The 22034-nt window shown below is 46.7% G+C and carries 19 protein-coding genes; 11 read left to right on the top strand and 8 right to left on the bottom strand.

What is annotated here, in order from left to right:
• Window positions 1-899: 899 nt before the first annotated feature.
• The gene (locus OGH69_RS01865; RefSeq protein WP_265172734.1) at window positions 900-1202 is read left to right on the top strand and encodes a hypothetical protein; all 303 of its coding nucleotides are present in this window, start codon (window positions 900-902) and stop codon (window positions 1200-1202) included.
• A 48-nt stretch (window positions 1203-1250) separates the two neighbouring features.
• Here OGH69_RS01865 and OGH69_RS01860 read toward each other — a convergent pair whose 3' ends face one another.
• A complete protein-coding gene (locus tag OGH69_RS01860; protein ID WP_265172733.1) occupies window positions 1251-1868 on the bottom strand; it encodes a hypothetical protein in 618 nt (205 codons plus the stop codon).
• 277 nt (window positions 1869-2145) lie between these two features.
• On the opposite strand from OGH69_RS01860, the gene OGH69_RS01855 reads away from it, so the two are divergent.
• The gene (locus tag OGH69_RS01855; protein WP_265172732.1) at window positions 2146-3105 is read left to right on the top strand and encodes an ABC transporter ATP-binding protein; all 960 of its coding nucleotides are present in this window, start codon (window positions 2146-2148) and stop codon (window positions 3103-3105) included.
• Window positions 3106-3202: 97 nt separating this feature from the next.
• Here the strand turns inward: OGH69_RS01855 and OGH69_RS01850 are convergent, their stop codons facing one another.
• Complete coding sequence (locus OGH69_RS01850; RefSeq protein WP_265172731.1) at window positions 3203-5626, bottom strand: alpha/beta hydrolase family protein; 2424 nt, start codon at window positions 5624-5626, stop codon at window positions 3203-3205.
• 165 nt (window positions 5627-5791) lie between these two features.
• Between OGH69_RS01850 and OGH69_RS01845 the strand changes: the two genes are divergently transcribed.
• Window positions 5792-6805, top strand: a complete 1014-nt coding sequence (locus OGH69_RS01845) for a 3-oxoacyl-ACP synthase III family protein (RefSeq protein ID WP_265172730.1) — start codon at window positions 5792-5794, stop codon at window positions 6803-6805.
• A gap of 228 nt (window positions 6806-7033) precedes the next feature.
• Window positions 7034-7546: a L,D-transpeptidase family protein gene (locus tag OGH69_RS01840; RefSeq protein ID WP_265172729.1), complete on the top strand. Its 513-nt coding sequence runs from the start codon at window positions 7034-7036 to the stop codon at window positions 7544-7546.
• 98 nt (window positions 7547-7644) lie between these two features.
• On the opposite strand, the gene OGH69_RS01835 is transcribed toward OGH69_RS01840, so the two are convergent.
• A complete protein-coding gene (locus OGH69_RS01835) occupies window positions 7645-8745 on the bottom strand; it encodes a Fic family protein (RefSeq protein WP_265172728.1) in 1101 nt (366 codons plus the stop codon).
• A gap of 179 nt (window positions 8746-8924) precedes the next feature.
• On the opposite strand from OGH69_RS01835, the gene OGH69_RS01830 reads away from it, so the two are divergent.
• From OGH69_RS01830 to creD, 7 genes are read left to right on the top strand one after another with little or no spacing between them, the layout of a single operon-like run.
• Window positions 8925-9530, top strand: a complete 606-nt coding sequence (locus tag OGH69_RS01830) for a hypothetical protein (RefSeq protein ID WP_265172727.1) — start codon at window positions 8925-8927, stop codon at window positions 9528-9530.
• A 2-nt stretch (window positions 9531-9532) separates the two neighbouring features.
• Entirely contained in the window at window positions 9533-9829 is a 297-nt protein-coding gene (locus OGH69_RS01825; RefSeq protein ID WP_265172726.1) for a winged helix-turn-helix domain-containing protein, read from the top strand.
• 57 nt (window positions 9830-9886) lie between these two features.
• The gene (locus tag OGH69_RS01820; RefSeq protein ID WP_265172725.1) at window positions 9887-10558 is read left to right on the top strand and encodes a DUF1361 domain-containing protein; all 672 of its coding nucleotides are present in this window, start codon (window positions 9887-9889) and stop codon (window positions 10556-10558) included.
• Window positions 10559-10616: 58 nt separating this feature from the next.
• A complete protein-coding gene (locus tag OGH69_RS01815; RefSeq protein ID WP_265172724.1) occupies window positions 10617-11018 on the top strand; it encodes a hypothetical protein in 402 nt (133 codons plus the stop codon).
• Between the two features lie 3 nt (window positions 11019-11021).
• Entirely contained in the window at window positions 11022-11354 is a 333-nt protein-coding gene (locus OGH69_RS01810; protein ID WP_265172723.1) for a hypothetical protein, read from the top strand.
• Window positions 11355-11669: a hypothetical protein gene (locus OGH69_RS01805; RefSeq protein ID WP_265172722.1), complete on the top strand. Its 315-nt coding sequence runs from the start codon at window positions 11355-11357 to the stop codon at window positions 11667-11669.
• Between the two features lie 21 nt (window positions 11670-11690).
• Complete coding sequence (gene creD / locus OGH69_RS01800) at window positions 11691-13004, top strand: cell envelope integrity protein CreD (RefSeq protein ID WP_372339322.1); 1314 nt, start codon at window positions 11691-11693, stop codon at window positions 13002-13004.
• A gap of 323 nt (window positions 13005-13327) precedes the next feature.
• Here the strand turns inward: creD and OGH69_RS01795 are convergent, their stop codons facing one another.
• From OGH69_RS01795 to bglX, 5 genes are all read right to left on the bottom strand, one after another.
• Window positions 13328-13750: an OB-fold nucleic acid binding domain-containing protein gene (locus OGH69_RS01795; protein ID WP_265172721.1), complete on the bottom strand. Its 423-nt coding sequence runs from the start codon at window positions 13748-13750 to the stop codon at window positions 13328-13330.
• 107 nt (window positions 13751-13857) lie between these two features.
• Window positions 13858-15522, bottom strand: coding sequence for an MFS transporter (locus OGH69_RS01790; RefSeq protein ID WP_265172720.1), 1665 nt, complete (start codon window positions 15520-15522; stop codon window positions 13858-13860).
• A 46-nt stretch (window positions 15523-15568) separates the two neighbouring features.
• Window positions 15569-17326, bottom strand: a complete 1758-nt coding sequence (locus tag OGH69_RS01785; protein WP_265172719.1) for a family 43 glycosylhydrolase — start codon at window positions 17324-17326, stop codon at window positions 15569-15571.
• A gap of 2 nt (window positions 17327-17328) precedes the next feature.
• Window positions 17329-19422: a glycoside hydrolase family 97 protein gene (locus OGH69_RS01780; protein ID WP_265172718.1), complete on the bottom strand. Its 2094-nt coding sequence runs from the start codon at window positions 19420-19422 to the stop codon at window positions 17329-17331.
• Between the two features lie 293 nt (window positions 19423-19715).
• On the bottom strand, window positions 19716-21959 hold the full coding sequence (gene bglX / locus OGH69_RS01775) for a beta-glucosidase BglX (protein WP_265172717.1): 2244 nt from the start codon (window positions 21957-21959) through the stop codon (window positions 19716-19718).
• Window positions 21960-22034 lie beyond the last annotated feature (75 nt).

Here is a 22034-nt window from a genome sequence, read left to right as displayed (position 1 = left end):
TTATATTTTTACGATCTTTATTCAGGTCTTTTTCAATAATCGCTAAGAGTTTCTTACTCTCTCTTATGCTGTCAATCCAATATGTCTATGAACGTATCATTCTTTATTTTCTCACTAACACCGTTCGCCGTAGCGGCTCCCTGTGTTAGCGGGTGCAAAAGTACAACTTCTTTTTAAACCCGCAAGCGTTTCGAAAACTTTTTTTGAAATTATTTTCTCGCGCCGTTTTCAGTAAATCTTGAAGTGAACCTGCTTCCCTTTCCTATCGGTTAGGGAGGGCAAAGATAATTTCTTTTCCCAACACAATCCAAATCTTTTTTTACTTTTTTTTCAATCCTTTTTCCAAATCCTCATCTCACCATATAATAGCGAAAATCCTTTTCTTGTCAGGGGTTGTTGCGGTGTCATTTTGTCTAAGAGCGTTGCTTGAATGCGGGTGCAAAAGTAGTAACCTTTTCCGCTTTTCCAAACTTTTATAAACCCTTTTTTAATCTTTCTTGTTTACTTTTTCTTAACATACTGAAACGGTGAACTTTGGGAATGAAAGTTTTTTAAAGGTTTTTAAAAATGTGATTCAGTGAACTCCAAAGAGGATAAAAAGTGGCGAGCCACTATAAATAGCTATTTGAAACTCCTCTTAATAATATATAGATACTACATAACAGAATCTCATAACGAGCTTAAAAATATTTTTGTTAAAACTTCATGTTTTCCTGTAACAAAATCATGGTTTATTCTACTTATATGTATAACAAACCGGAAAAATGAATAAATTCATCATGTTTTTATTTTCCTAAATATCTAAAAATGATTGAGATGTATTAAGTAAGCAATAACTTTTCACTATCTTTATCACCTGTATTTGAACCAATTACTATTAGCAATAAAACTCCTGATTTATGAAAAAGCTTTTATTCACTACTTTTCTCCTGGCTTGCGGCGCAACAGCAATGGCCAATATTAATAACGACCATATAGGGCCTCCGGTTATAGAAAAGGCCACGAATGTTACTCCGGAAGCTAAAAAAATCCCTGCGGCAAGGGCTGAAAAACCAAAGGAAGAAGTAAAACAGCAAAAACAGGCACCAACCGCTAAATTTTGCACCAGTGTAGATGGTTCACGTTTTGGCATTAGTGTTTACATTGCCGACCTTGTAAATAAAGGGAACTTAAAGCTTACTGACATGCTGCTTTCAAAATAAGATATACACGTTAAGCAAAAAAGGCTACCCTAAACAGGTAGCTTTTTTTTATCTCCAATCCGCATTTGATTTATTCCGTCCAAAATAATATGTAATGCCTAAGGAAAATGTAAAAAGCTTTCCGGTAATTTCATCGGATGACTTATTGCCCGGAGGCCTCACTCCTCCAAAATGGTTTTGCTGAGCAAAATTCAATGCTAATGAAGTATCTGCCATAAGGGCAAACGAATCGGACAGATGAAATTGCGGGGTGATACCTATAATAATGTTACCTATCTTATCGGTACCTTTTATAGCGGGCGAATTTAGCGTTGAAATCCCCAATCCCCCATGGGCAAGAAAATTGAATGTCTTTACCGACCTGTTCGTTAGATTCAATGCACGCCCCAAATTGTATACCCCCTGTACCGAATACCTTTTATAATCTGAACCGGGTTCGGTATCGTTTCCTGTACGGAACCGGTCGGAGCCAAAATCAAATTTTATGCCCCAGTATTCATCAATCATGTATCGAAATGCAAATTCATAGTGGCCAAAATCGGAAATACCCGGATCCGGGGATGCGCCAAAACCATAAGCGGCTTCCAATGAATATTGGTCATTTGACTTTTGGCTCCACGCAATAGTGGAGATAAGCAATGCAAGCGCAAAAAAGAAAACTTTCATATAGACTGAATTATAAACCGGCAATTTACAGATAATTTACAAACTAAATATATTGATATAACATACCACTCTGCAAAAACCCTAACCATTATTTCTCCGTATATATGATGGATTGATGAAGACGGATGAATTGCTATGAAATCCTCGTAATGTGTTTATTTTTATTGGTTAGATTGGTAAGGGTACATGAATAATGTGCCCTTATTTTTTGTTAAGCTGTCACTGCAATGGGATGAATTGAATACTTTTGCAAAAACAAAATACCGTTTCGCGCAAAATGCTCGCAGTTAAGAATATTTCATTCGGTTATACCGATACCACCATATTACACAACATCAGTTTTAATGCTAAAACAGGCCAGAATATTGCCATCATCGGCGAAAGCGGCTGCGGCAAAAGTACACTCCTCAAAACTATCTACGGGTTGTATGACCTGAATGAGGGCGGGATTACCTATAAAGGTGAACCCGTTACCGGGCCTAAGCACAACCTCATTCCAGGGATGCCCTACATGAAATACCTCGCACAGGATTTCGACCTGATGCCGTTTGTAACCGCTGCCGAAAATGTGGGCAGCTTCCTTTCGAATTTTTATCCTGAAGAAAAGCAGCAGCGCATCCGCGAATTGCTCGATATTGTAGAGATGGGAGCTTTTGCCGATGTAAAGGCCAAATTCCTGAGCGGCGGCCAGCAGCAGCGCATTGCCCTGGCAAAAGTGCTTGCTTTGGAACCGGAGATTCTTTTGCTCGACGAGCCCTTTAGCCATATTGATAACTTCAGGAAGAATGCCCTTCGCCGCAACCTGTTCGCTTACCTGAAGCAGAAAGGCATTACGGTTATCGTTGCCACGCATGACAGTACCGATGCGCTTTCCTTTGCCGATGAAACTATTGTCCTGAAAGGCGGACACATATTAGATAAAGCACCTTCAAAAGAAATTTATTACAATCCTAAGGACAAATACACCGCGTCATTGTTCGGGGAGGTCAACGAGATAAAGCTTGAGTTGCTCACCCTTACCCAAAACCCGGAGGAGACCGTACTTATCTATCCCCATCAATTGAAAATAACCGAAGGCGGCCCATTGAACGTAGTCGTTAAACAATGTTACTTTAAAGGCAATCGCTACCTGGTAAAAGGAGCCCTCAACAGGCAGGTAATTTTCTTTGAACACTACAAGGAACTCGAAGTAAATTCGGAAGTTACACTGGCGGTAGACAGGAATGCTTTTGGATAGAAAAACAAAACCCGCACAATTGTACGGGCCTGTCTATTATCTCTCATCTGTTATCTTTTTGTCTTTCCAAAAATCTAACAATCCAATATCTAACAATCTATTTTCCTTTATTCTTCACGTATTTCTCTAACCACTGGTCCTGTTCCCACAGCAGGTGCAGTATGCTTTCGATGGCAGCGTAGCCGTGGCTCTCTTTTGGCAGCAATACCAATCGTGCCGGTGCTCCAAAGCCTTTCAGGGCATTGAAGTAGCGCTCGCTCTGCATGGGGAAGGTACCGCTGTTATTATCCGCCTCGCCGTGTATCAGCAATAACGGTGTCTTCATTTTGTCGGCATGCATGAATGGCGACATGGTGTTGTAAATTTCCGGTGCTTCCCAGTAGTTGCGCTCCTCGCTCTGGAAACCGAATGGCGTAAGTGTCCTGTTATACGCTCCGCTGCGTGCAATACCGGCAGCAAAAAGGTCGGAGTGCGTGAGCAGGTTGGCTGTCATGAACGCGCCATACGAGTGGCCACCCACTGCTACCCGGGTACGGTCGATGTAACCCAGCGCATCAACCGCATCGATGGCCGCTTTCGCATCGGCAACCAGTTGGGTAATGAAGGTGTCGTTCGGTTCTTCCTTGCCTTCGCCGATGATCGGGAACGAAGCATCATCCAACACGGCATAGCCACGCGTAACCCAGTATACCGGCGAACCGTAGTTCGGGTACGTAAAATCATTAGCGTTTGAAGTGGTTTGCGAGGCGCTGTTCTTATCCTTGAATTCTGCCGGGTAGGCCCAGATGATGAGCGGCAGCTTCTCCTTCTTCTTTTTGTCGTAGCCGGCCGGGAGGTATAGCGTTCCCGAAAGGTCCAGTCCGTCAGCTCGCTTGTATTTAATCACTTCCTTGCTAACGTTCTCGATTTTCTTAAACGGGTTCTGGAAGAAGCTCACCGCCACCGGGGCGCTTTTCTTTTTGATGTTGATAAGGTAATAATTCGGGTACTGGTTTTTCGATTCCAACTGCACCAGCACCTCTCCTTTTTTGGCATCGATTATCGAAACCAATGATTCTTTCTTATCTGTATATTTCGATTGATACAGCCTTGTTGCCTTCTTGGAGGCAAGGTTATACTGGTCGATGAACGGGAACTGCCCTTTATCGGTAAAACCATCACCCATAAGGTAGGCATTGTTATTCTCAATGTTAAGCACATAGCGGCCCCACTCGTTGCGGCGGGTATCGAACGAACCCGGGTCGCTGTAGGTATCCTGGTAATTCCTGTCGAAGATCACTTCCGGCTTTTGCGACGCATCCGACGGGTTGAAAATGTAAGTTTTGGTATTTCGGGTATTCCACCAGCGGTCATAAATAAGCGCAAGATTATCAGTTCCCCATGTAATGCCGGCAAAACGATTGATGGTTTTTACCAGGCTCTTAGGGGTTGCTGTAAATGGCGCAGGCAATTCAAACACCTCGTCGCGGAAAGGCACTTCTACAGCCGGGTCACCCCCATCGAGCGCTTCGGCCCAAACCAGTGTGGCAGGCTTGTCGGCTCTCCACCCGATGCTGCGCTTGCCTTTCTCTGTCGACATGAAGCCTTTCGGCATATCCTCGATCAACGGTTTTTCGTTGAAGGTCTGCACCATCTTTCCATTGGCATCATACAAAATGCTTTTGGTAGGGAAACGGTCAAGCGTTACAATATACGAGAACGGCTTGTGCAGCGTAGTTACCATAACATAATTGCCGTCGGGCGAAAAGCTGATGCCGCCGTACATGGCCGCGTCTTTCCACTTCGTCGCTTTGCCATCGAGGGTAACTTTATAAAGTTCCGATGTGGTAAGGTTCTCAAAGTTGGCCTCATCGTTCTTGTTCTTAAGCAAATCCTGGTAGGTGCGGTTCTGCGCCTTGGTACCATCGCTCACCGTTACGGTCGGCCCGGCCGGAATGGCGCTGGCCGTATTAATGAGTGCAGGCCTGTTGGCAGGCAGCATTTTTACCAACAGCGCATTGCTGTCGCGGAACCAGCTTACCGGATTGCCCATATTGGCATTGGCTGTAGCATCCGTCAGTTTTTTAACCTGCAACGTTTTTATGTCCAAAAGCCAAACCTCAACGCCGGTAGCAGTAGTATTGGTAAACGCCATTTTAGTTTCATCCGGCGACCATGCAAAGTTGGCCATCTTCGGGGTTTGCGGAAGGCCATTTATTTGTGTTGGCTCTTTGTCCTTCAGTTTTTTGAACTTCAGGTTATTCACATAAGTGATCGTGCTGGAAATGTTGGTTTTCGGGTTGATGCGCAGGCCCCCGAGCTTCAGCTCGTCTTCAGAAAGGTCTTCGAGCGTTTTATAGGCATTGCGGTACATCAGCAGCATGAAGGTTTTCCTGCTGTCCATCGAAACGGACGGTGCCCTTTCGATATCCACGAGTTCGAGTATCTCTTTAGGCGGCTTCTGGTAGGTCAGGTTCTCCTGTGCAACGGCAGTAAGCGTGGTCAGGACAAATGCTGCAATTGTAAAAATTGATCTTATCATTGGGTTCGTTTTTCAAAATAGGTCTAAGATAGGGATATCTTGTTACAATTGTGGAATGCTTTTCGCTATAAAAATGCCACAACTTAAAAAATCCCAAACTATGGGTTTCTTTTTTAAGGAATGTTTATTTTTACAGCTTCGTTTCTACTAAATAATTAATATCCAATGTATCACTCAAAAATAACCGGCCTTGGGTACTATGTGCCCGATAATGTGGTAACCAATGACGACCTTGCCAAAATAATGGAAACCAACGACGAATGGATCCAGGAACGTACCGGCATTAAAGAAAGGCGCCACGTGGTTCCCGGTGGCGAAGATACCACTACCGCCATGGGTGTAAAAGCCGCCAAAATAGCCATTGACCGTGCCGGCATTGACAAAGAAGACATCGACTTCATCATATTTGCAACTCTTAGCCCTGATTACTACTTTCCGGGGCCGGGTGTATTGGTCCAGCGCGATTTGGGCATGAAACGCACGGTTGGCGCACTGGACGTACGCAACCAGTGTTCGGGATTCATTTACGCGCTTTCGGTAGCCGACCAGTTCATAAAGACAGGCATGTACAAAAACATCCTCATCATCGGTTCCGAGCTGCACTCCAAAGGGTTGGACATGACCACAAGGGGGCGCGGCGTATCGGTGATATTTGGCGACGGCGCAGGAGCAGCGGTGCTTTCGCGTGAAGAAGATACAACTAAAGGCATCCTGTCGACACACCTGCATTCCGAAGGACAGCACGCCGAAGAGCTTTCGCTTATCGCGCCGGGCATGGGCAAGCGCTGGGTAAACGATATCATTGCCGACAACGACCCGAATGATGAAAGCTACTACCCCTACATGAACGGCCAGTTCGTTTTCAAAAATGCGGTGGTTCGTTTCAGCGAAGTGATCATGGAAGGGCTTAAGGCCAACAACCTGCAGGTAAGCGATATCGACATGCTGATACCGCACCAGGCCAACCTGAGGATATCGCAGTTCATACAGCAGAAGTTTGGCCTGCGCGACGAGCAGGTGTACAACAACATCATGAAATACGGCAACACCACGGCAGCATCGGTGCCTATCGCGCTTACTGAAGCGTGGGAACAGGGCAAGATAAAGGCCGGCGACACAGTGGTGCTTGCGGCTTTCGGCAGCGGCTTCACATGGGGAAGCGCTATCATAAAGTGGTAGTTCCAATTCAGATTTCAGATTTCAGATTTTAGATTTTAGATTTTAGATTTTAGATTTTAGATTTTAGATTTTAGATTTTAGATTGAGCTTCACTCGAACGTTCTGTTGGTCATTGCGAGGAGGAACGACGAAGCAATCCTTCCTTATTCAGAATTTTACATTAAAAAATATTCCAAATATGCCTGCTGAAACATTAATTTCGACAGGCATTTTTTTGATATTTGTACTATGGCAGCAATATTCCCCGGCTTGGGATTCCTTTTTTTGGCCTTCACATTTTACTACTTCTTCCCCGGGAAAAAACTTCCGGCGGGGAAGGCCATCGATCGTTTGGTTGTTTACAAATCCAAACGGAAAATGGAAGCATGGTACGGTGACGAACTGCTGAAAACCTACACCATATCATTGGGCAAAGATCCCGTTGGGCACAAGCAATTTGAAGGGGATTGCAAAACACCTGAAGGCATTTATCATATTAATGCCCGCAACCCGAACAGTGGCTATCACAAAAACCTGGGTGTCTCCTACCCTAATGCCAATGATATCGCCAATGCTAAAAAACTGGGCAAGCCACCCGGCGGCGACATCAAGATACACGGCCTTCGCAATGGCAGGGGGTATATCGGTAAATTCCACCGCTGGAAGGACTGGACCGCGGGATGCATTGCCGTAACCAATGACGAAATGGATGAATTGTATGGCGCGGTTGAGGAAGGTGCTGTGATTGAGATTTTTAGGTAGTTTTACATGGCGCTCCGCTCGAGCTCAAGAAGAGTTTACCAATATTTTTGCTATAAACATGCCGTCCCTCCGGGACTCTTCATGAATAGAATGGTAAATTACCTATCTGTTTTCAATTCATAATACGTACTCCTTCCTCCTGAATTTGCTTTGATTAAAATTCCCTTGTTGATCAAATCGGTAATGTCCCTCAAAGCCGTATCCTGTGAGGATTTGGTCATCTTTGACCATTTTGAAGTTGTCAGGTTACCTGCAAAGCCTTCCAGTAGCTTACCAAGCATTTTTTGCTGGCGTTCATTACTGATCAATGCGGCATTCTTCGCCCAAAAGTTATGCTTGTCTATAACTTTATCGATGATGGTGCCGGATGAAAGTATTGCTTTCTTCAAACATTCAAGGAACCAAATAATCCATTTTGTTATGTCCATATCATCTTTTTGTGTTTGCTCCAATATTTTGTAATAAGACTTCCTGTCATTTTTAATTTGGGCAGACATGCTGTAAAAGCGCTGGTTTACCCCGTCGGCCTTAGAAAGCTGCATATCGGTTATGGCTCTTGCAATACGCCCGTTTCCGTCATCAAAAGGGTGAATGGTTATAAACCATAAGTGAGCGACAGCAGCTTTCAATATCGGGTCCATATCTGAATCCGTATTGAACCAATCCATAAACTGCTTCATTTCCTCCTCTAAAAGTGACGCTTTAGGAGCTTCAAAATATACAATTTCCCTACCCATGCCTCCAGAAACAACCTGCATGTCTCCCGTGCGCCACCCGCCTACTTCAATTTTATGCATTCCGCTTCTGCCTGTTGGGAACAAAGCAGCATGCCAGCCATAAAGCCTTTCATTATTCAACGTTTTATCGTTAGTTTGCGTTGCATCCAGCATCATTTCCACAATGCCATCAATATTCCTGTCAAAATGCAGCATCCCAGAGTTTTCTAAACCTAACCTTGTGGCTATTGACGAACGGACCTGTTCCGGATTCAGTACTTCACCCTCAATTTCCGAAGATTTAACCACATCCTGAATCAATGTTTCTAAATTGGCTTGATCTTTTAAGCTAAAACCCAGTAATTCAACTTTACCCATGAGTTTTCCCTGGAGGTTTCTTACCTCGGGTAACAATGAGATAATTGCCTCAGGGTCCCATTGAAAATGAGGCCAGCTTTTGAGTTGATGGATATAAACAGCCATAGAAATATTTTTACGGTAAATATACAACTTATTCTCCGCAAATTATGCGGAGAATAATATCAATATTCTCCGCACGTCCTAATTCAACATTAAAACTTCAAACCTTGAAACAAAAAAACTCAAAACTTCATTGCCATTCCGAATTTTCTATTTTACTTTGCAACTCAAAGTACTTTTATATGGAAAACTACTTACGGGACATACAGGACATCAGGAAGATGATGGACCGCTCCACACAGTTCCTCTCCCTTAGCGGGCTGGCGGGCATATTGGCCGGTGTTTATGCGCTGCTTGGTGCCTATGCAGCAAAGCAGGTGTATGATATGAACTACGGCAATTACATTACGCTGGAAAGCAATTCGTTCAAGGCCATTGTCGGGATAGCGCTTGCGGTACTGGTCATGTCGGTAGTGACAGCATTCCTGCTTACCTCACGCAAAGCCAGGAGGAGCGGTGAAACTATGTGGAACTCCACCTCAAAAAGGCTGGCTGTAAACTTTTTGATACCTTTGGCCACGGGCGGTGTCTTTTGCCTGCTGCTATTGCGTAACGGGTATTACGGGCTCATCGCGCCGGTAACGCTCATCTTTTACGGGCTTGCCTGTGTGAATGCCAGCAAATACACCATGCGCGACGTGCGTTACCTGGGGCTTACGGTAATCCTGATAGGACTGGTAGCCACCGAATTTTCAGGCTACGGGCTGGAGTTCTGGGCATTGGGCTTTGGCGTATGCCACATATTGTACGGATCCATAATGTACTATAAATACGACCGCAAAGAATAGGTTTGAAAAATATCCTCCAACATATCAACAAGGCTTTCGACCATCGCATACGCCTCGGGATCATGAGCATCCTGATGGTGAATGAGCATGCCGACTTCAACACCCTCAAGGAATTGCTGGGCGTGACCGACGGCAACCTGGCCAGCCATGCCAAAGCGTTGGAGGCGGAGAATTACATCACTATCGAAAAGCAGTTCATCGGCAAAAAGCCCAACACGCGCTACATTGCCACTAAAGAAGGCCGCAAGGCATTCCGTGACCACCTCGATGCCCTCGAAAAACTGATACAAAAGAGTTAGCGCTATTTTTTTATCCATAAACTTTGAAATTCAAAGTACTTTAAAAACCATTAAACTATGAAAACGATCAGATTACCGCTCACGCAAATGTTCCGCCAGCACACCATGATGCTGCTGTTCACCGCTTTTTGCTTCGGCATGCTCATGGTGAGGGCTACCTTTACCCACTCCCTGTTTTACTTCTTCCTGGTATGGAACCTGTTCCTTGCCTGGACACCCTTCGCCATCACCACAATAATGCTCGACCGTGTGGAGATACAGAGGAAGGCCATCCTCTTCTACCCTGCCTGCTTTGCCTGGCTGTTACTGCTGCCTAACGCGCCGTACCTCATCACCGACTTTGTGCATCTGGGCCAGCGTCCCAATATGCCGGTGTGGTTCGATGTGCTGCTGCTGATTTCCTTTTCGATAACCGGGCTGCTGCTGGGCCTGGCATCGATGAAGGCCATGCACCGGATGCTATCGGCACGTTTTGCCACCTCCTTTGCCAATACAGCCATGACCCTTGCGTGTTTCCTGAGCGGGTTCGGGGTATACCTGGGCCGCGAATTGCGCTATAACAGCTGGGACGTGCTGCACAGCCCGTTTGCCCTTTTGGGCGACACCGTCATGAGCCTTGTATCTGCCGACACTTACCGCACGGCATGGGGCATTACGCTTGGCTTCGGCACACTGATGTACCTGCTTTACCTTATCAGCCGGAACATTTCGATACAAAAAAATTTATAGCCACACTTTGAATTTCAAAGTAGAATCAACAGATAAACACATAAAACCATAAACTAAAATGAAAACACTTTTTAAAACCAAAGAAGCTCCTGTTGCAACAGCGGCGCTCAACCACTACCCGCAGGGCAGCCTGGGTTTCCACCTCGGGAAATACCTGCGCAAGAACTATAAAACCGGCCCGGCACCCGATGTTGAGGATGTATTCCGCCTTCTGCTTACGACCGATGCTTCTAATAAGGAAGAAATCGGGATGCACTACTACCTCTCCGGTAACGGCGACACCGGCCTTCGCAGGCTGATGATTATGGGTGTTGGGGCCCTTTGCTACCCGCACAGGCTGGTGTATTTCTGCAAAAGGTACCGCGACGGCAGGAAGGCCCTCCGCTTTTTCGACCTCGACCACTACAGGATGCTGCACCTGCCGCTGGAACGAATCAAGGACGCATTTTTAATTCGATAGGCCATGGAAAACGATAAATATGAAAACATGCCCGACGCAGTGATCAACCTCCTGAAACTCCCTCTGAAAATAGCGTTAACCTCTCTTGCCATAGGCACGTTTCTGCTGCTGCTGTTTTTTGTGGCACCTGACAAGGATCCCGTGATATCGACAGGTATTGCATATGTAATAATAGCGCTCGCAATCAATTCGATAGCATTCCTCATATTCATAGCATTCAGCTTTAGGCATAAGGCATACCAATGGAATATTATCGGGCGGGCGGGGCTTATGCTCATCAACATCCCAGTAGCTTACCTGTATTTTATAATCGTAGTTAAATGTACCATCGGCTAGATGAAAACACCAACCGAAACAACTGCCCTCGACAACATATACATGGCGCAATGGGCTTTCTCATGGTCGCTGGGCATAGGGACGGCATTTGAGCTGGCGTTCATCATCACCGGATGGCTTGGCATTCCGTTGATAGCGTTCTTTTTCCTGATAGCCGTGGTACTTTTTAACCTGGTTGTGTTTTTAAACAACATCATCTTCATCTGCCTTCACAGGGAATACCGACTGCCGCTATTGGCTTATACTTTATTAATGCTGATAAACATTCCCATCGCAATACTCTACCTCTATATACTTACTGAATTAGGAATTTAAATAATCTAAAAACCAATAACTATGGAAATCTCCAACCACAACCCCAACGACAACTCCCACAGGGAACCGAATCTCAATTTCATGCAGTCTACCACCGCCAAGATCATCATGGTGGGCGTGCTTACGCTCATACTGCTCATCCCGCTGCAGTATGTAAAAAGCCTCATAGAAGAACGCTCGGAAAACCAAAAGAAAACCGAGGAGACCATTACCCGCCAATGGGGCGATAACGTGTACATTTACGGCCCGGTCCTGAAGGTGCCGTACCAGACATCATCTTCAACAGAATACGCCTACCTGTTCCCCGAAAAACTGGCCACCGATGCCGATGTACAGTCGGAATCCCGCAGGCAAAGCATGTATGAGGCATCGATATTCAATGCGAAAGTGAAGTTTACGGGTACTTTTGTCAACCCCGACATGAGCAAGTCGGCGGTATCGCCGGAGAGCCTGCAATGGGACAGGGCTACCCTGCTCCTCAACACCAATGGGCTCAAAAGCATCCGTGAAGCGGTAACTGTAACCTTCAACGGGACCAAATATACCATGGAACCTGTTGCCGGCGAAAATGCCGCAGACTCTTTACTGTCGCTTGAAACGCGGCCCATCAACCTGAGCGGTTCACATAGCGGGCAGATGTCCTTTAGCCTCGATGTTGCCTATAGCGGCTCCAAGCGCCTGGGCATTGCCCCCATAGGCAAGGTCACCGAAGCCAAAATGACGTCCAACTGGCATTCGCCGAAGTTTGGGGGATACCTGCAGCCGGATAAGCAGGCCGTTACTGATAACGGGTTTTCGGCAAGCTGGAAAATATCACAGCTCAACAGGCCGTTTGCACAGCAGCATTTCGGCAGGCTGCCCGAACTGAGGCCCTACAGTTTTTACGTGGATTTCCTCATACCTGTAGATGAATACCAGCAGAACATGCGTGCCTCAAAGTACGGCTTCCTGGTAATAGGGCTTACGTTCCTTATCTTTTTCCTGATACAGAGTATCAGCAAGATCAGCATCCATATCTTCCAGTATACCATGATAGGCCTCGCGCTGGTAATGTTCTACACGCTGCTCATCTCGATAACCGAGCACAGCAGCTTCCGCACAGCCTACCTGATTGCGGGAATATCTGTAGTGGCGATGATAACGCTCTACTCGATTTCGATACTGAAGAACCGAAAATTCCCGATGTTCATCGGGGCGGCGCTCAGTGGGCTGTATGCCTTCATCTATGTGATCATCCAGTTGGAAAACTACGCCCTGCTGGCCGGAAGCATCGGGCTCTTCCTGATACTTGGCGCTGTGATGTACTTTTCACGCAAGATCGACTGGAGCAAATAGCAGAATCCACTTAGTAACTGTGTAACTTTTGCCGGAATTAAAAATTAACCACACAGGTACATAGCTTTTAGATAGCGGGCATGAAGTTTTAATTAAGCAGCACAAAGCCTGAAACTTCGCTTCACTATGCTTCTCTATATTCCCTTCAGGATGATAAAGAACTATAAAGCTTATGTTTCTATGTGGTTAAATAAATTTTAGACAGTTATTTAAAAATCCGTTTTTAGTTTTTTGGTTACCCGCGGGATGTTTCAGGACACCCGCGGGTTTTTTAATTCCAAAAATCAAGTGATGATTTTAATGTTAACCGACAAGGCATTGAATCAATTCAACTCCTCCACCTTTATCAGCGTGTCTTCCTCTATCTTAAAGGTCTTGCCCTTTACCTTGATGACATCGCCTACATTGAACTTTCTATACTGCTTCGGGTCCTTCAGGTTGGGGATGCTGATGGTAGCAAAGTATACCGTACCGTCGGCCATTTTGATTTTGGCGGTATAGCCGTCCTTGCCGTTGTTTATCTCCGTAATCTCGCCTTTAACGGTTATCTGGGTACCCTCGGCAAGCTCTGCGCTTTTGTCCGACGGCGCTTCTGCTTCGGGTGTAATGCTGTCCACATCGGTAGCTGTGTTGTCTACCACCTCCTGTGCGGCAGGTATTTCCTCAGCATTTTCGGTTTCTTTCTTTTCGTTGCATGCAAATGCCAAAGCGGCAATGCATGCCATGGCGATACTCCTGTTTTTCATGATAATTATTTTGCTGTAAAGATAGCCCTTTTCGCACAAGGCGGATGTTATCAAAAACAAAAAACCGCTCCATTACGGGAGCGGTTTTGTATGATTTGCAAAAACTATTAGTGGCCTGAACCTACTTCTACCTCATGTGCAATGCCTTGTTTTTTCAGTATGTCAAATACTTTCCAGCCGTAAAAGGCCAAATACCCAAAGCAAAGTACAGGTATAAAATAGGAATGGTGAATACCGATGATGTCGGCGATTTTACCCTGAAGCGGCGGTATGATACCACCTCCAAGAATCATCATTACAAGGAAAGCAGACCCCTGTGAAGTATATTTGCCAATGCCGGCAATAGCCAAGGCAAAGATCGAAGGCCACATGATACTGCAGAATAATCCACCGCTCATAAAGGCGTAAATTGCCACCTGGCCGGTAGAGAATAATCCGATAAGCATGGCTATGATACCAAATAACCCAAAAATCATAAGCGTTTTAGCCGGGCGGTCCTGCCCCAGGAAGAAGCCTATAATCTGTACCAGCACTACGCCTGCATAAGCGTAAAGCGGGCCTACATCCTGTCCTGTAATGGCATTAACCCCAAGTACCACACCAAATGCAACGTACGGTACTACAATGAGCAATACTTTTTTCATAGAGTTTGATGGGTTGAATACCGAAATTGCACCCGCCCAACGGCCAATCATTAAGCTTCCCCAATACATTGAGATATAGGGTGCGATTGCTGCACCCGTTAAGCTGCCAAATTCAGGTGTGCCCAAAAGCTCACCAAGGTTACTCTGGATGGTTACCTCAACACCAACATATGTAAAAATGGCAAGCATTCCCAGTACCAACTGAGGGTAACGCATAGCGCCCCAGCCTTCCGGCTTGCTTTTCGCAGCTACATTGGCATAAAGCAATCCGAACACAATAACAAGTAGCGTTGCTATGGTAAGGCCAAGGCCAAGGAAATCCTGTTCCCTGTCCTCGCCTGTAAAACGCCTGATGTACTCAGGGTCTTCGTAACGCGAAAAGATGTATCCGAAGATGCCGACAAGTATAAGCGTGATGGTAACAAGTGTAGCCAAAGCCTTTTTTGCCGGTTCGAAAGTTGAATCCATCTTACCTGAAGGCAATTTTTTAGAAAATGCAAAAAGCCCGGCAGCTATAAGGAACAGCGCACCAACGCAGGCATAAAGTATTTCCATCTTGTCAAGCTCAACTGTCTTGATATACTCTTTAAGGTCATCGCCGGTAAGGATAACGCCAAACAGGGCCATAGTAACCACTATCGGCCCGATGGTAGTACCGAAAGAATTAATACCTCCCGTAAGGTTAAGGCGGTTCGAGGCGGTGTGAGGTTCACCCAATGAGGCCGCAAAAGGCTGCGCAGCTGTTTGTTGCAGGGAAAAGCCCAGTGCAACAATAAAGAGTGCTCCCAATATCATGCCGTAATTACCGGCCTGTACGGCAAGAATCATTGCACCTGCACCCAGCGTACTTACAAGCAGTCCATAGATAATGCCTTTTTTGAATCCCCAGGAATTGAGAATGTCTCTTTTGACTGAAGAACTGAAGATGAACAGTAAAAGCGCACCAAGATAATACGCACCGTAAAATGCAAAATCTATCAGCTGGCTTTGGAACTGGTCAAGCCCGAACCTTTCCTTGCAGAAAGGAATAAATACGCCATTGGAAGCGCCGATAAATCCCCAAAAGAAGAATACCGATACCAACGTATACAGCGCAGGATAATTTGTTTTAGTTTGCTCTGAACTCATAGATGTTTAAAGGGTTAATGTGAATATTTGGTTTTTAGAATTTGGATTACTCTGATTTTATAATTGCTGTTCGCGGGCCGATACCGCCGGCATTAAAAGCCTCTATCTGGAAGTAGTAAGCATCACTCCTGTCCAGTCCGCTAAAATAATACTCATTTTTGCCATATACCATAATTGAGCCATATAATTTATCAGCAGATTTGCCAAAATATATAACATAGCCATCGGCATTGGGCTCCTGCTGCCATTTGAACCATACATTGCGGCGCTCACCCTTCTTTTTCGGCTCAGCGCGTAAAGGAACGAAATTTTTCACTTCGCCCGGCTTTTCGACATTGCCTTTGCCAAAAACCCTGAATCCGCACAATGCGAACTTCCCCGTTGGCATGGCTATGTTCTCCAGTTTGAGGTAGCGGGCAGTAGTCGGTTGGGCCAGCTCGATGTAGTCGTGCGGAACATCCTTCGCATTCCTGCTTTTGTCTACCAGGATTTCCCATTCTTTGCCGTCGTTTGACGCATAAATCATGTACTTATGCCCCGTTGTGGCAGCAGGTTTGCCCATAAGTTCGGCATCCTGGTCAGCATAGTTGACCTGTATTGCATTGATGGTGCTTTTTTCTCCCAGATCGGTTATAAGGTACTCGCCCCTGTTTGCCGTTTTGGCGCTCCAATAGGTTTTTATATCCTCGTCCACTGCAAAATTCGGCTGGAAGCCGCCAAGTGTCGACGATACCTGCACCGGCTTGTTGTAGTTGAGCAGCATCCAGCCGGCAAATGATGCCATGCCGGTATGCCCTTTTTTCTGCGCGGGAAGGTACGTTGGGTAATCGCCATAAGCCGTATTGCTGTACATCACACCGTCTTTGTCAAAACCGGCCGGCCATATGCCGAGCCTTCGTTCAAAGTTATTCTTAACCGATAGTACTACTGTGGAGATGTGCCAGTAGGCTTCGTTGGCATCCTGGTAGGTAGCGCCATGCCCGGCACCACGCGCAAATCCGCCCGGCTTGTACGAAAACGGGTTGTGGGGCTGGTATTCAAACGGGCCAAGCGGGTTGCTGCCCACATAAACACCGTCGGCATACCCCGAAAACTCGGTGCCCGGCGCGCCATACTGCAGGTAATACTTACCGTTATATTTTGTCATGAAAGCGCCTTCGGTAAAAGGCTGTAAAAAGGTATTGTCGTTATGCTCGCCAAAGCGCTCCCACCCATGCTCGTCGTCATTCAGCGCCAATACGGGAATCACTTCGCCCTCAGGCTGGAAGGTTTTGCGGTTGAGCTTTACGCCATACAACGGGTACAGGTTGCTCGAACCGTAGTACAGGTACACCTCATCCTTTTCCTTATCCCAGAATATCTGCGGGTCCCATGCCCCGGCCTCAAATTTGTGCACCAGCTCTTTCCAGTTGTCGCCTTCCGGTTTTGTGCTCATCCATATCGGGAAATCTTTTGAATGCGTCGAACCCACAACCAGCATGGTATCGTTTACAAAAGATACCGATGGCGCGCAAAGCTCGTCATACACCTTATGCTCCGCCCTTAGGAACTTGCGTGGGATGAACTTCCAGTCCAGCATGTCGTCGCTGTGCCAGTAGCCCCACTGGTTGGTTGAAAAAAGATAGTACCTGCCTTTGAAGAAAGTGATTACAGGGTCGGCGGTAGCGCGGTGCTTGCCCTGGGTTACAAAATTGGGTATCGGGCAATAGCCGTAATCAATATTAATAGGGTTACAGTACGTTTTCTGCTGGCTGTGGGCCGTAGCAAACGAAATAAGCAACAATATGATGGCTATCCTTTTCATCCTTATTTGCTGATTGGAATAAAGCTGATGGCCGTGCCCCCGCCTGCGGCAAGGTTCAGCTTCAGTTTGGTCTTAGAAGTTACTTCCCGGGTGATGACCTCATAGCTCATCGGGTTGGTTTTCCAGTGCGCATCTTTCCCGTCGCGGTAAATGATGGCTTTGTATTTCCTTCCCGGCGTAAGGAATTTTAAGGAAATTTCAGTACTGCGGGCATTCCCGTCGGTTATCGCGCCCAGGAACCAGCTTTCCTTACCTTTTGTTTTTCGGGCAATGGTAATGTAGTCACCCGGCTCGGCCTCAAGTATTTGGGTATCCTGCCAGTCGGTTTCCACATCTTTGATGAACTGGAAGGCATCAGGGTGCTTTTCGTAATTTTCAGGAAGGTCGGCCGCCATTTGCAGCGGACTGTAGATGGTGATGTACAGCGCCAGCTGCTTGGCCAGTGTGGTATGTACCTGTTCTGTTTTGGACGGGTCGTAGGCGCTCATTTTTATTTCAAAGATGCCCGGCGTGTAGTCCATCGGCCCTCCCAACAGCCTTGTGAAGGGCAGTATCGTTTCATGCTCCGGTGGGTTGCCATTGCTCCACGCGTTGAATTCGTTGCCCCTTGCGGCCTCGGCAGCAATGTAGTTGGGCCAGGTACGGTGCACGCCTGTTGGCCTTGACGACTCGTGCGAGTTGACCATGATCTTATACTCGGCGGCGCGCTGCGGCACATAATTGAAGTGGTTGACCATCGTTTGCCCGTCGTGGAACTCGCCACGGGGTATTATTTTGCCCACATAGCCTGTTTTCACTGCCGGGTAGCCATAGTCCTTCATGTGCTTAAACGCCCTGTCCATCCTGCGTTCGTAGTTGGATACCGAACCCGATGTCTCGTGGTGCATGATCATCGTAACGCCCTGCTTTTTGGCATAGTCCGTCACTTCCTTCACGTTGAAGTCGGGATATGGCGTGGTAAAGTCGAACACTTCTTCCTTCCAGTTGTTGAACCAGTCTTCCCAGCCAACATTCCAGCCTTCTATCAGCAGGCCGTCGAAGCCGTGCTTTTTGGCAAAGTCGATGTATTTTTTGGCATTGGCCGTAGTAGCGCCGTGCGGCCTTGGCATAGCGGTTGTTTTTTGTGCGGCATCCTGTGTCCCGCTCATATCCCAGGTCGATTTTCCGGCATGCATTTCCCACCAGATACCAATGTATTTCATCGGCTTTATCCAGGATGTATCGTCAATTTTAGAAGGCTCGTTCAGGTTGAGGATCATTTTCTGCCCCACAATCTCGCGGGCATCATCGCTCACCATTATGGTGCGCCACGGCGTGCGGGCAGGTGCCTGCAGGAATGCCATGTCGCCCATGGCATTAGGTACCAGCAATGATTTAAGCGTATGCTTTGCGGGATCCAGCTGCAGGTGCATTACAGGATAGTTGATCACGGCCGCCTCAAATATGTTGATGTACAGGCCGTCTTTGCTGTTCATCATCAGCGGCGACTGCACGGCATACCTTCCGGGAATGGATTTGACGCCGATGCCGTTGTTCATGTCCACTTTCTGGTTGTCTACTTCCGAAAGAAGTGTTTCGTTATAGGCGTACTCCTGGCTGTCAAAATCGCCGGGGATCCAGAAAGCTTTATGGTCGCCTGCAAGGTTGAATTCGGTACTTTCACCCGAAACGATAAAATAGTTCAGGTTGGGCTGCTTCGGGAAGTCGTAATAAAAGCCCACGCCCTCGTCAAACACCCGGAAGACGATGTTCATCCTCCTGCCGGTTTCCTTTTGTTCCAGGGCAACGGCAAGCTGGTTGTGGTTATCGCGTATCTCTTCTACTTCGCCCAGCACGGGTTTCCATTTGGTATCAACGGTCGATTGTGCTGTCTCTATTGCCTTAAAGCCGCTGTTGAGGGCAGGGAGGTGCTTTGCCTCCAGCCCCATGTAGCTTTGCAGGATTACGGGTTTGCCCTTATAGGCTACCGAGTAGTTGGGACGGCCCGAACCGTCGATGGCAAAAGTAAGGGTAATCTCTTTGGAAGGCGATTGTATGGTTTGTCCCGTTGCAAAAGTGAAACAGAACAGTGCCATGGCCATTATATAACATTTCATTTTCAAAAATTTCATAAATATACTTACATAGTGTGATTTTGTCATAAACAGATATGGCAAAAAAATGAGTTGAATTTCGGATTTTGTTTAAAATAGTAACCCGATATAACTTTTAAAGTGCGGATACCATAAAATCCCCCAACAGCTGCCTCTTAAATTCCCTATCTACTACCCTAAAATCATCCTGCAAAGGCCATAAATCATCCTCAAAAGACCCAAAAATACCCTTATCCGTAAAAAAAGGCTGTCCCCTTTAGACAGCCTTTTACACACAAAGATCAACAAAATTAAACTCACTTAACTAACACAAACTTATCTTTAAGGTTTGCATCCGAGCTGCCGCCTACCGACACTTCAAAATCGCCCGGCTCTGCAACGAATTTCATATCTATGTTGTAAAATCTCAGGTCATCGGTAGAAAGTTCAAATTCTACCGTCTTCCGCTCGCCCTTCTTCAGCAGCAGTTTCCTGAAGCCCTTCAGTTCCTTAACCGGACGCGTTACTGACCCGAACTCGTCCTTCACGTAAAGCTGTACCACTTCTTCACCGTCATAATTGCCGGTGTTGGCGACATCAACGCTAACCCTGATCTTTCCGCCCATGCTGATGCTTTTTGACGACAGCTTCAGGTTGGAATATTCAAACTTAGTATAACTAAGCCCGTAACCAAAGGGATAAAGGGGACTGTTATCCGAATCGATATAACGGGACTTGTATTTCTGTTCTTTGTCAGAAGTGCCAAGGTACGGCCTTCCTGTGTTCTTGTGGTTGTAATAAATGGGCACCTGGCCTACGCTCCTTGGGAACGTTATCGGCAACTTACCGCTTGGGTTGTTTAAGCCGTACAGCGTTTGCGCAATGGCATCGCCGCCCATGGTACCCGGATACCAGGCCTCCAATATAGCGTCCATGTTGTCATTTTCCCAGCTAAGCGTAAGCGGCCTGCCATTCATCAATACCAAAATGATTGGCTTGCCCAGTTTTTTCAGCTCTGCGAGGAAGTCCTTCTGGATGCCAGGCAGGTCGATGTTGGTGCGCGAAGCTGCCTCACCCGTCATGTTTTCAAACTCACCCATTACAGCTACAATTACGTCAGCTTTGCGGGCATTGTCAAGAGCTTTTTGCATCATGTCGCGGCGCTGGTCTACGATCTCAACACCCTTATCGAATGTAACTTTACTCTTATCCGTAATGATCTTGTTTACGCCTTCCTGTACGCTCACGGCAAATCCCTGGCGGTCGCCCGTAGCTGCCCACGAGCCGATGATGTTCCAGTCGTCGCTCACCAATGGCCCTACATAGGCCACCTTCTGCTCTTTGCGAAGCGGCAGCACATTGTTGCTGTTCTTCAGCAATACCATCGATTTGTTGGCGATGCGTGTTGCAGCATCAAGATATTCTTTTTTGGTAATCGTGGCGGCTTCCCTTTTGGCATCATTGTAACGGAATGGGTCTTCGAAAAGGCCAAGGTCGTATTTGGCTTCCAGTATCCTGCGGCAGGCATCATTTATCTGTGCTTCGGTCACACGGCCATCGTTAAGGAGCTTTTTCAGGTTTTTCATGTAGATGCCGCCCACCATGTCCATGTCGATACCGGCATTCATCGATAGCTCGCCTGCCTGCAGGGAATCTTTCGCATAGCCATGCGGTATCATTTCGTTCATCCCGGTATAGTCGGTCACTACAAAGCCTTTAAAGTCCCACTCCCCTTTCAGGATGTCCCGCATCAGGAATTTGCTTCCCGTGGCAGGCACCCCCGAAATCTCATTGAACGACGCCATGAATGTCCCTACGCCCGCATCTACCGTAGCCTTAAATGGCGGCAGGTAAATTTCGCGCAGCGTACGCTCGCTCATATCCACTGTATTATAATCACGCCCGGCCTCGGCAGCGCCATAAGCGGCAAAGTGCTTGGCACAGGCCAGTATGGTGTTGAGTGATTTCAGGTCGGTGCCCTGGAAGCCTTTCACACGGGCGTATGCCATTTTAGACCCCAGGTAAGTATCTTCACCCGAACCTTCGGAAACACGGCCCCAACGCGGGTCGCGGGCAATATCTACCATTGGGGCAAACGTCCAGTGCACGCCGGATGCCGCGGCTTCGTCAGCGGCTATTTTTGATGAAAGTTCCGCGGCCTCAAGGTCCCAGCTGGCGGTTTCACCCAGCGTAATGGGAAAAATAGTCCTGTAACCGTGGATAACATCATAACCAAACAGCAACGGTATCTTTAGCCTTGAGTGCTTCAGGTTGAGCTCCTGAAGCTCACGGGTATATTTCACGCCCGTTGCATTCAGTATCGACCCAACATTTCCTTTTTTTATCTCCTCAATAAAATTATCGCCCCCCTTTGGCCCGGTTACGGTACCGTCGGCAGTAAATTGCACGGTTTGCGCAATTTTTTCATCAATTGTCATTTTTACCATAAGCTCTGCCACAAACTCATCGCGGGGCTTTATCTTGTTATCGCCTTTCTTTTTCTGCGCGTGCAGGGATAAAGTACAGGCCATTAAAAGGAAAAGGGTTGTTGTAAATCTCATTGTAATGTAATTCGAATTTTAGATGTTTTAAAAAAATACCGTCTTCCGCCAGGGCAAAAGACGGTACTGAAAAAG

This window comes from Flavobacterium sp. MFBS3-15, assembly GCF_026107645.2.
Lineage (GTDB): Bacteria > Bacteroidota > Bacteroidia > Flavobacteriales > Flavobacteriaceae > Flavobacterium.
The sequence above is the reverse complement of the archived record's forward strand: the minus strand, read 5'-3'. Positions and strand labels throughout refer to the sequence as shown.

Bases quoted from the DNA above. Each gene is read 5' to 3' on its own strand.
- bglX (WP_265172717.1), bottom strand. From the start codon at position 21,959: ATGAGATTTACAACAACCCTTTTCCTTTTAATGGCCTGTACTTTATCC.
- OGH69_RS01845 (WP_265172730.1), top strand. From the start codon at position 5,792: ATGTATCACTCAAAAATAACCGGCCTTGGGTACTATGTGCCCGATAAT.
- OGH69_RS01820 (WP_265172725.1), top strand. From the start codon at position 9,887: ATGAAAACGATCAGATTACCGCTCACGCAAATGTTCCGCCAGCACACC.
- OGH69_RS01810 (WP_265172723.1), top strand. From the start codon at position 11,022: ATGGAAAACGATAAATATGAAAACATGCCCGACGCAGTGATCAACCTC.
- OGH69_RS01865 (WP_265172734.1), top strand. From the start codon at position 900: ATGAAAAAGCTTTTATTCACTACTTTTCTCCTGGCTTGCGGCGCAACA.
- OGH69_RS01785 (WP_265172719.1), bottom strand. From the start codon at position 17,326: ATGAAAAGGATAGCCATCATATTGTTGCTTATTTCGTTTGCTACGGCC.
- OGH69_RS01790 (WP_265172720.1), bottom strand. From the start codon at position 15,522: ATGAGTTCAGAGCAAACTAAAACAAATTATCCTGCGCTGTATACGTTG.
- OGH69_RS01815 (WP_265172724.1), top strand. From the start codon at position 10,617: ATGAAAACACTTTTTAAAACCAAAGAAGCTCCTGTTGCAACAGCGGCG.
- OGH69_RS01860 (WP_265172733.1), bottom strand. From the start codon at position 1,868: ATGAAAGTTTTCTTTTTTGCGCTTGCATTGCTTATCTCCACTATTGCG.
- OGH69_RS01835 (WP_265172728.1), bottom strand. From the start codon at position 8,745: ATGGCTGTTTATATCCATCAACTCAAAAGCTGGCCTCATTTTCAATGG.
- OGH69_RS01780 (WP_265172718.1), bottom strand. From the start codon at position 19,422: ATGAAATGTTATATAATGGCCATGGCACTGTTCTGTTTCACTTTTGCA.
- creD (WP_372339322.1), top strand. From the start codon at position 11,691: ATGGAAATCTCCAACCACAACCCCAACGACAACTCCCACAGGGAACCG.
- OGH69_RS01850 (WP_265172731.1), bottom strand. From the start codon at position 5,626: ATGATAAGATCAATTTTTACAATTGCAGCATTTGTCCTGACCACGCTT.
- OGH69_RS01840 (WP_265172729.1), top strand. From the start codon at position 7,034: ATGGCAGCAATATTCCCCGGCTTGGGATTCCTTTTTTTGGCCTTCACA.
- OGH69_RS01805 (WP_265172722.1), top strand. From the start codon at position 11,355: ATGAAAACACCAACCGAAACAACTGCCCTCGACAACATATACATGGCG.
- OGH69_RS01795 (WP_265172721.1), bottom strand. From the start codon at position 13,750: ATGAAAAACAGGAGTATCGCCATGGCATGCATTGCCGCTTTGGCATTT.
- OGH69_RS01855 (WP_265172732.1), top strand. From the start codon at position 2,146: ATGCTCGCAGTTAAGAATATTTCATTCGGTTATACCGATACCACCATA.
- OGH69_RS01830 (WP_265172727.1), top strand. From the start codon at position 8,925: ATGGAAAACTACTTACGGGACATACAGGACATCAGGAAGATGATGGAC.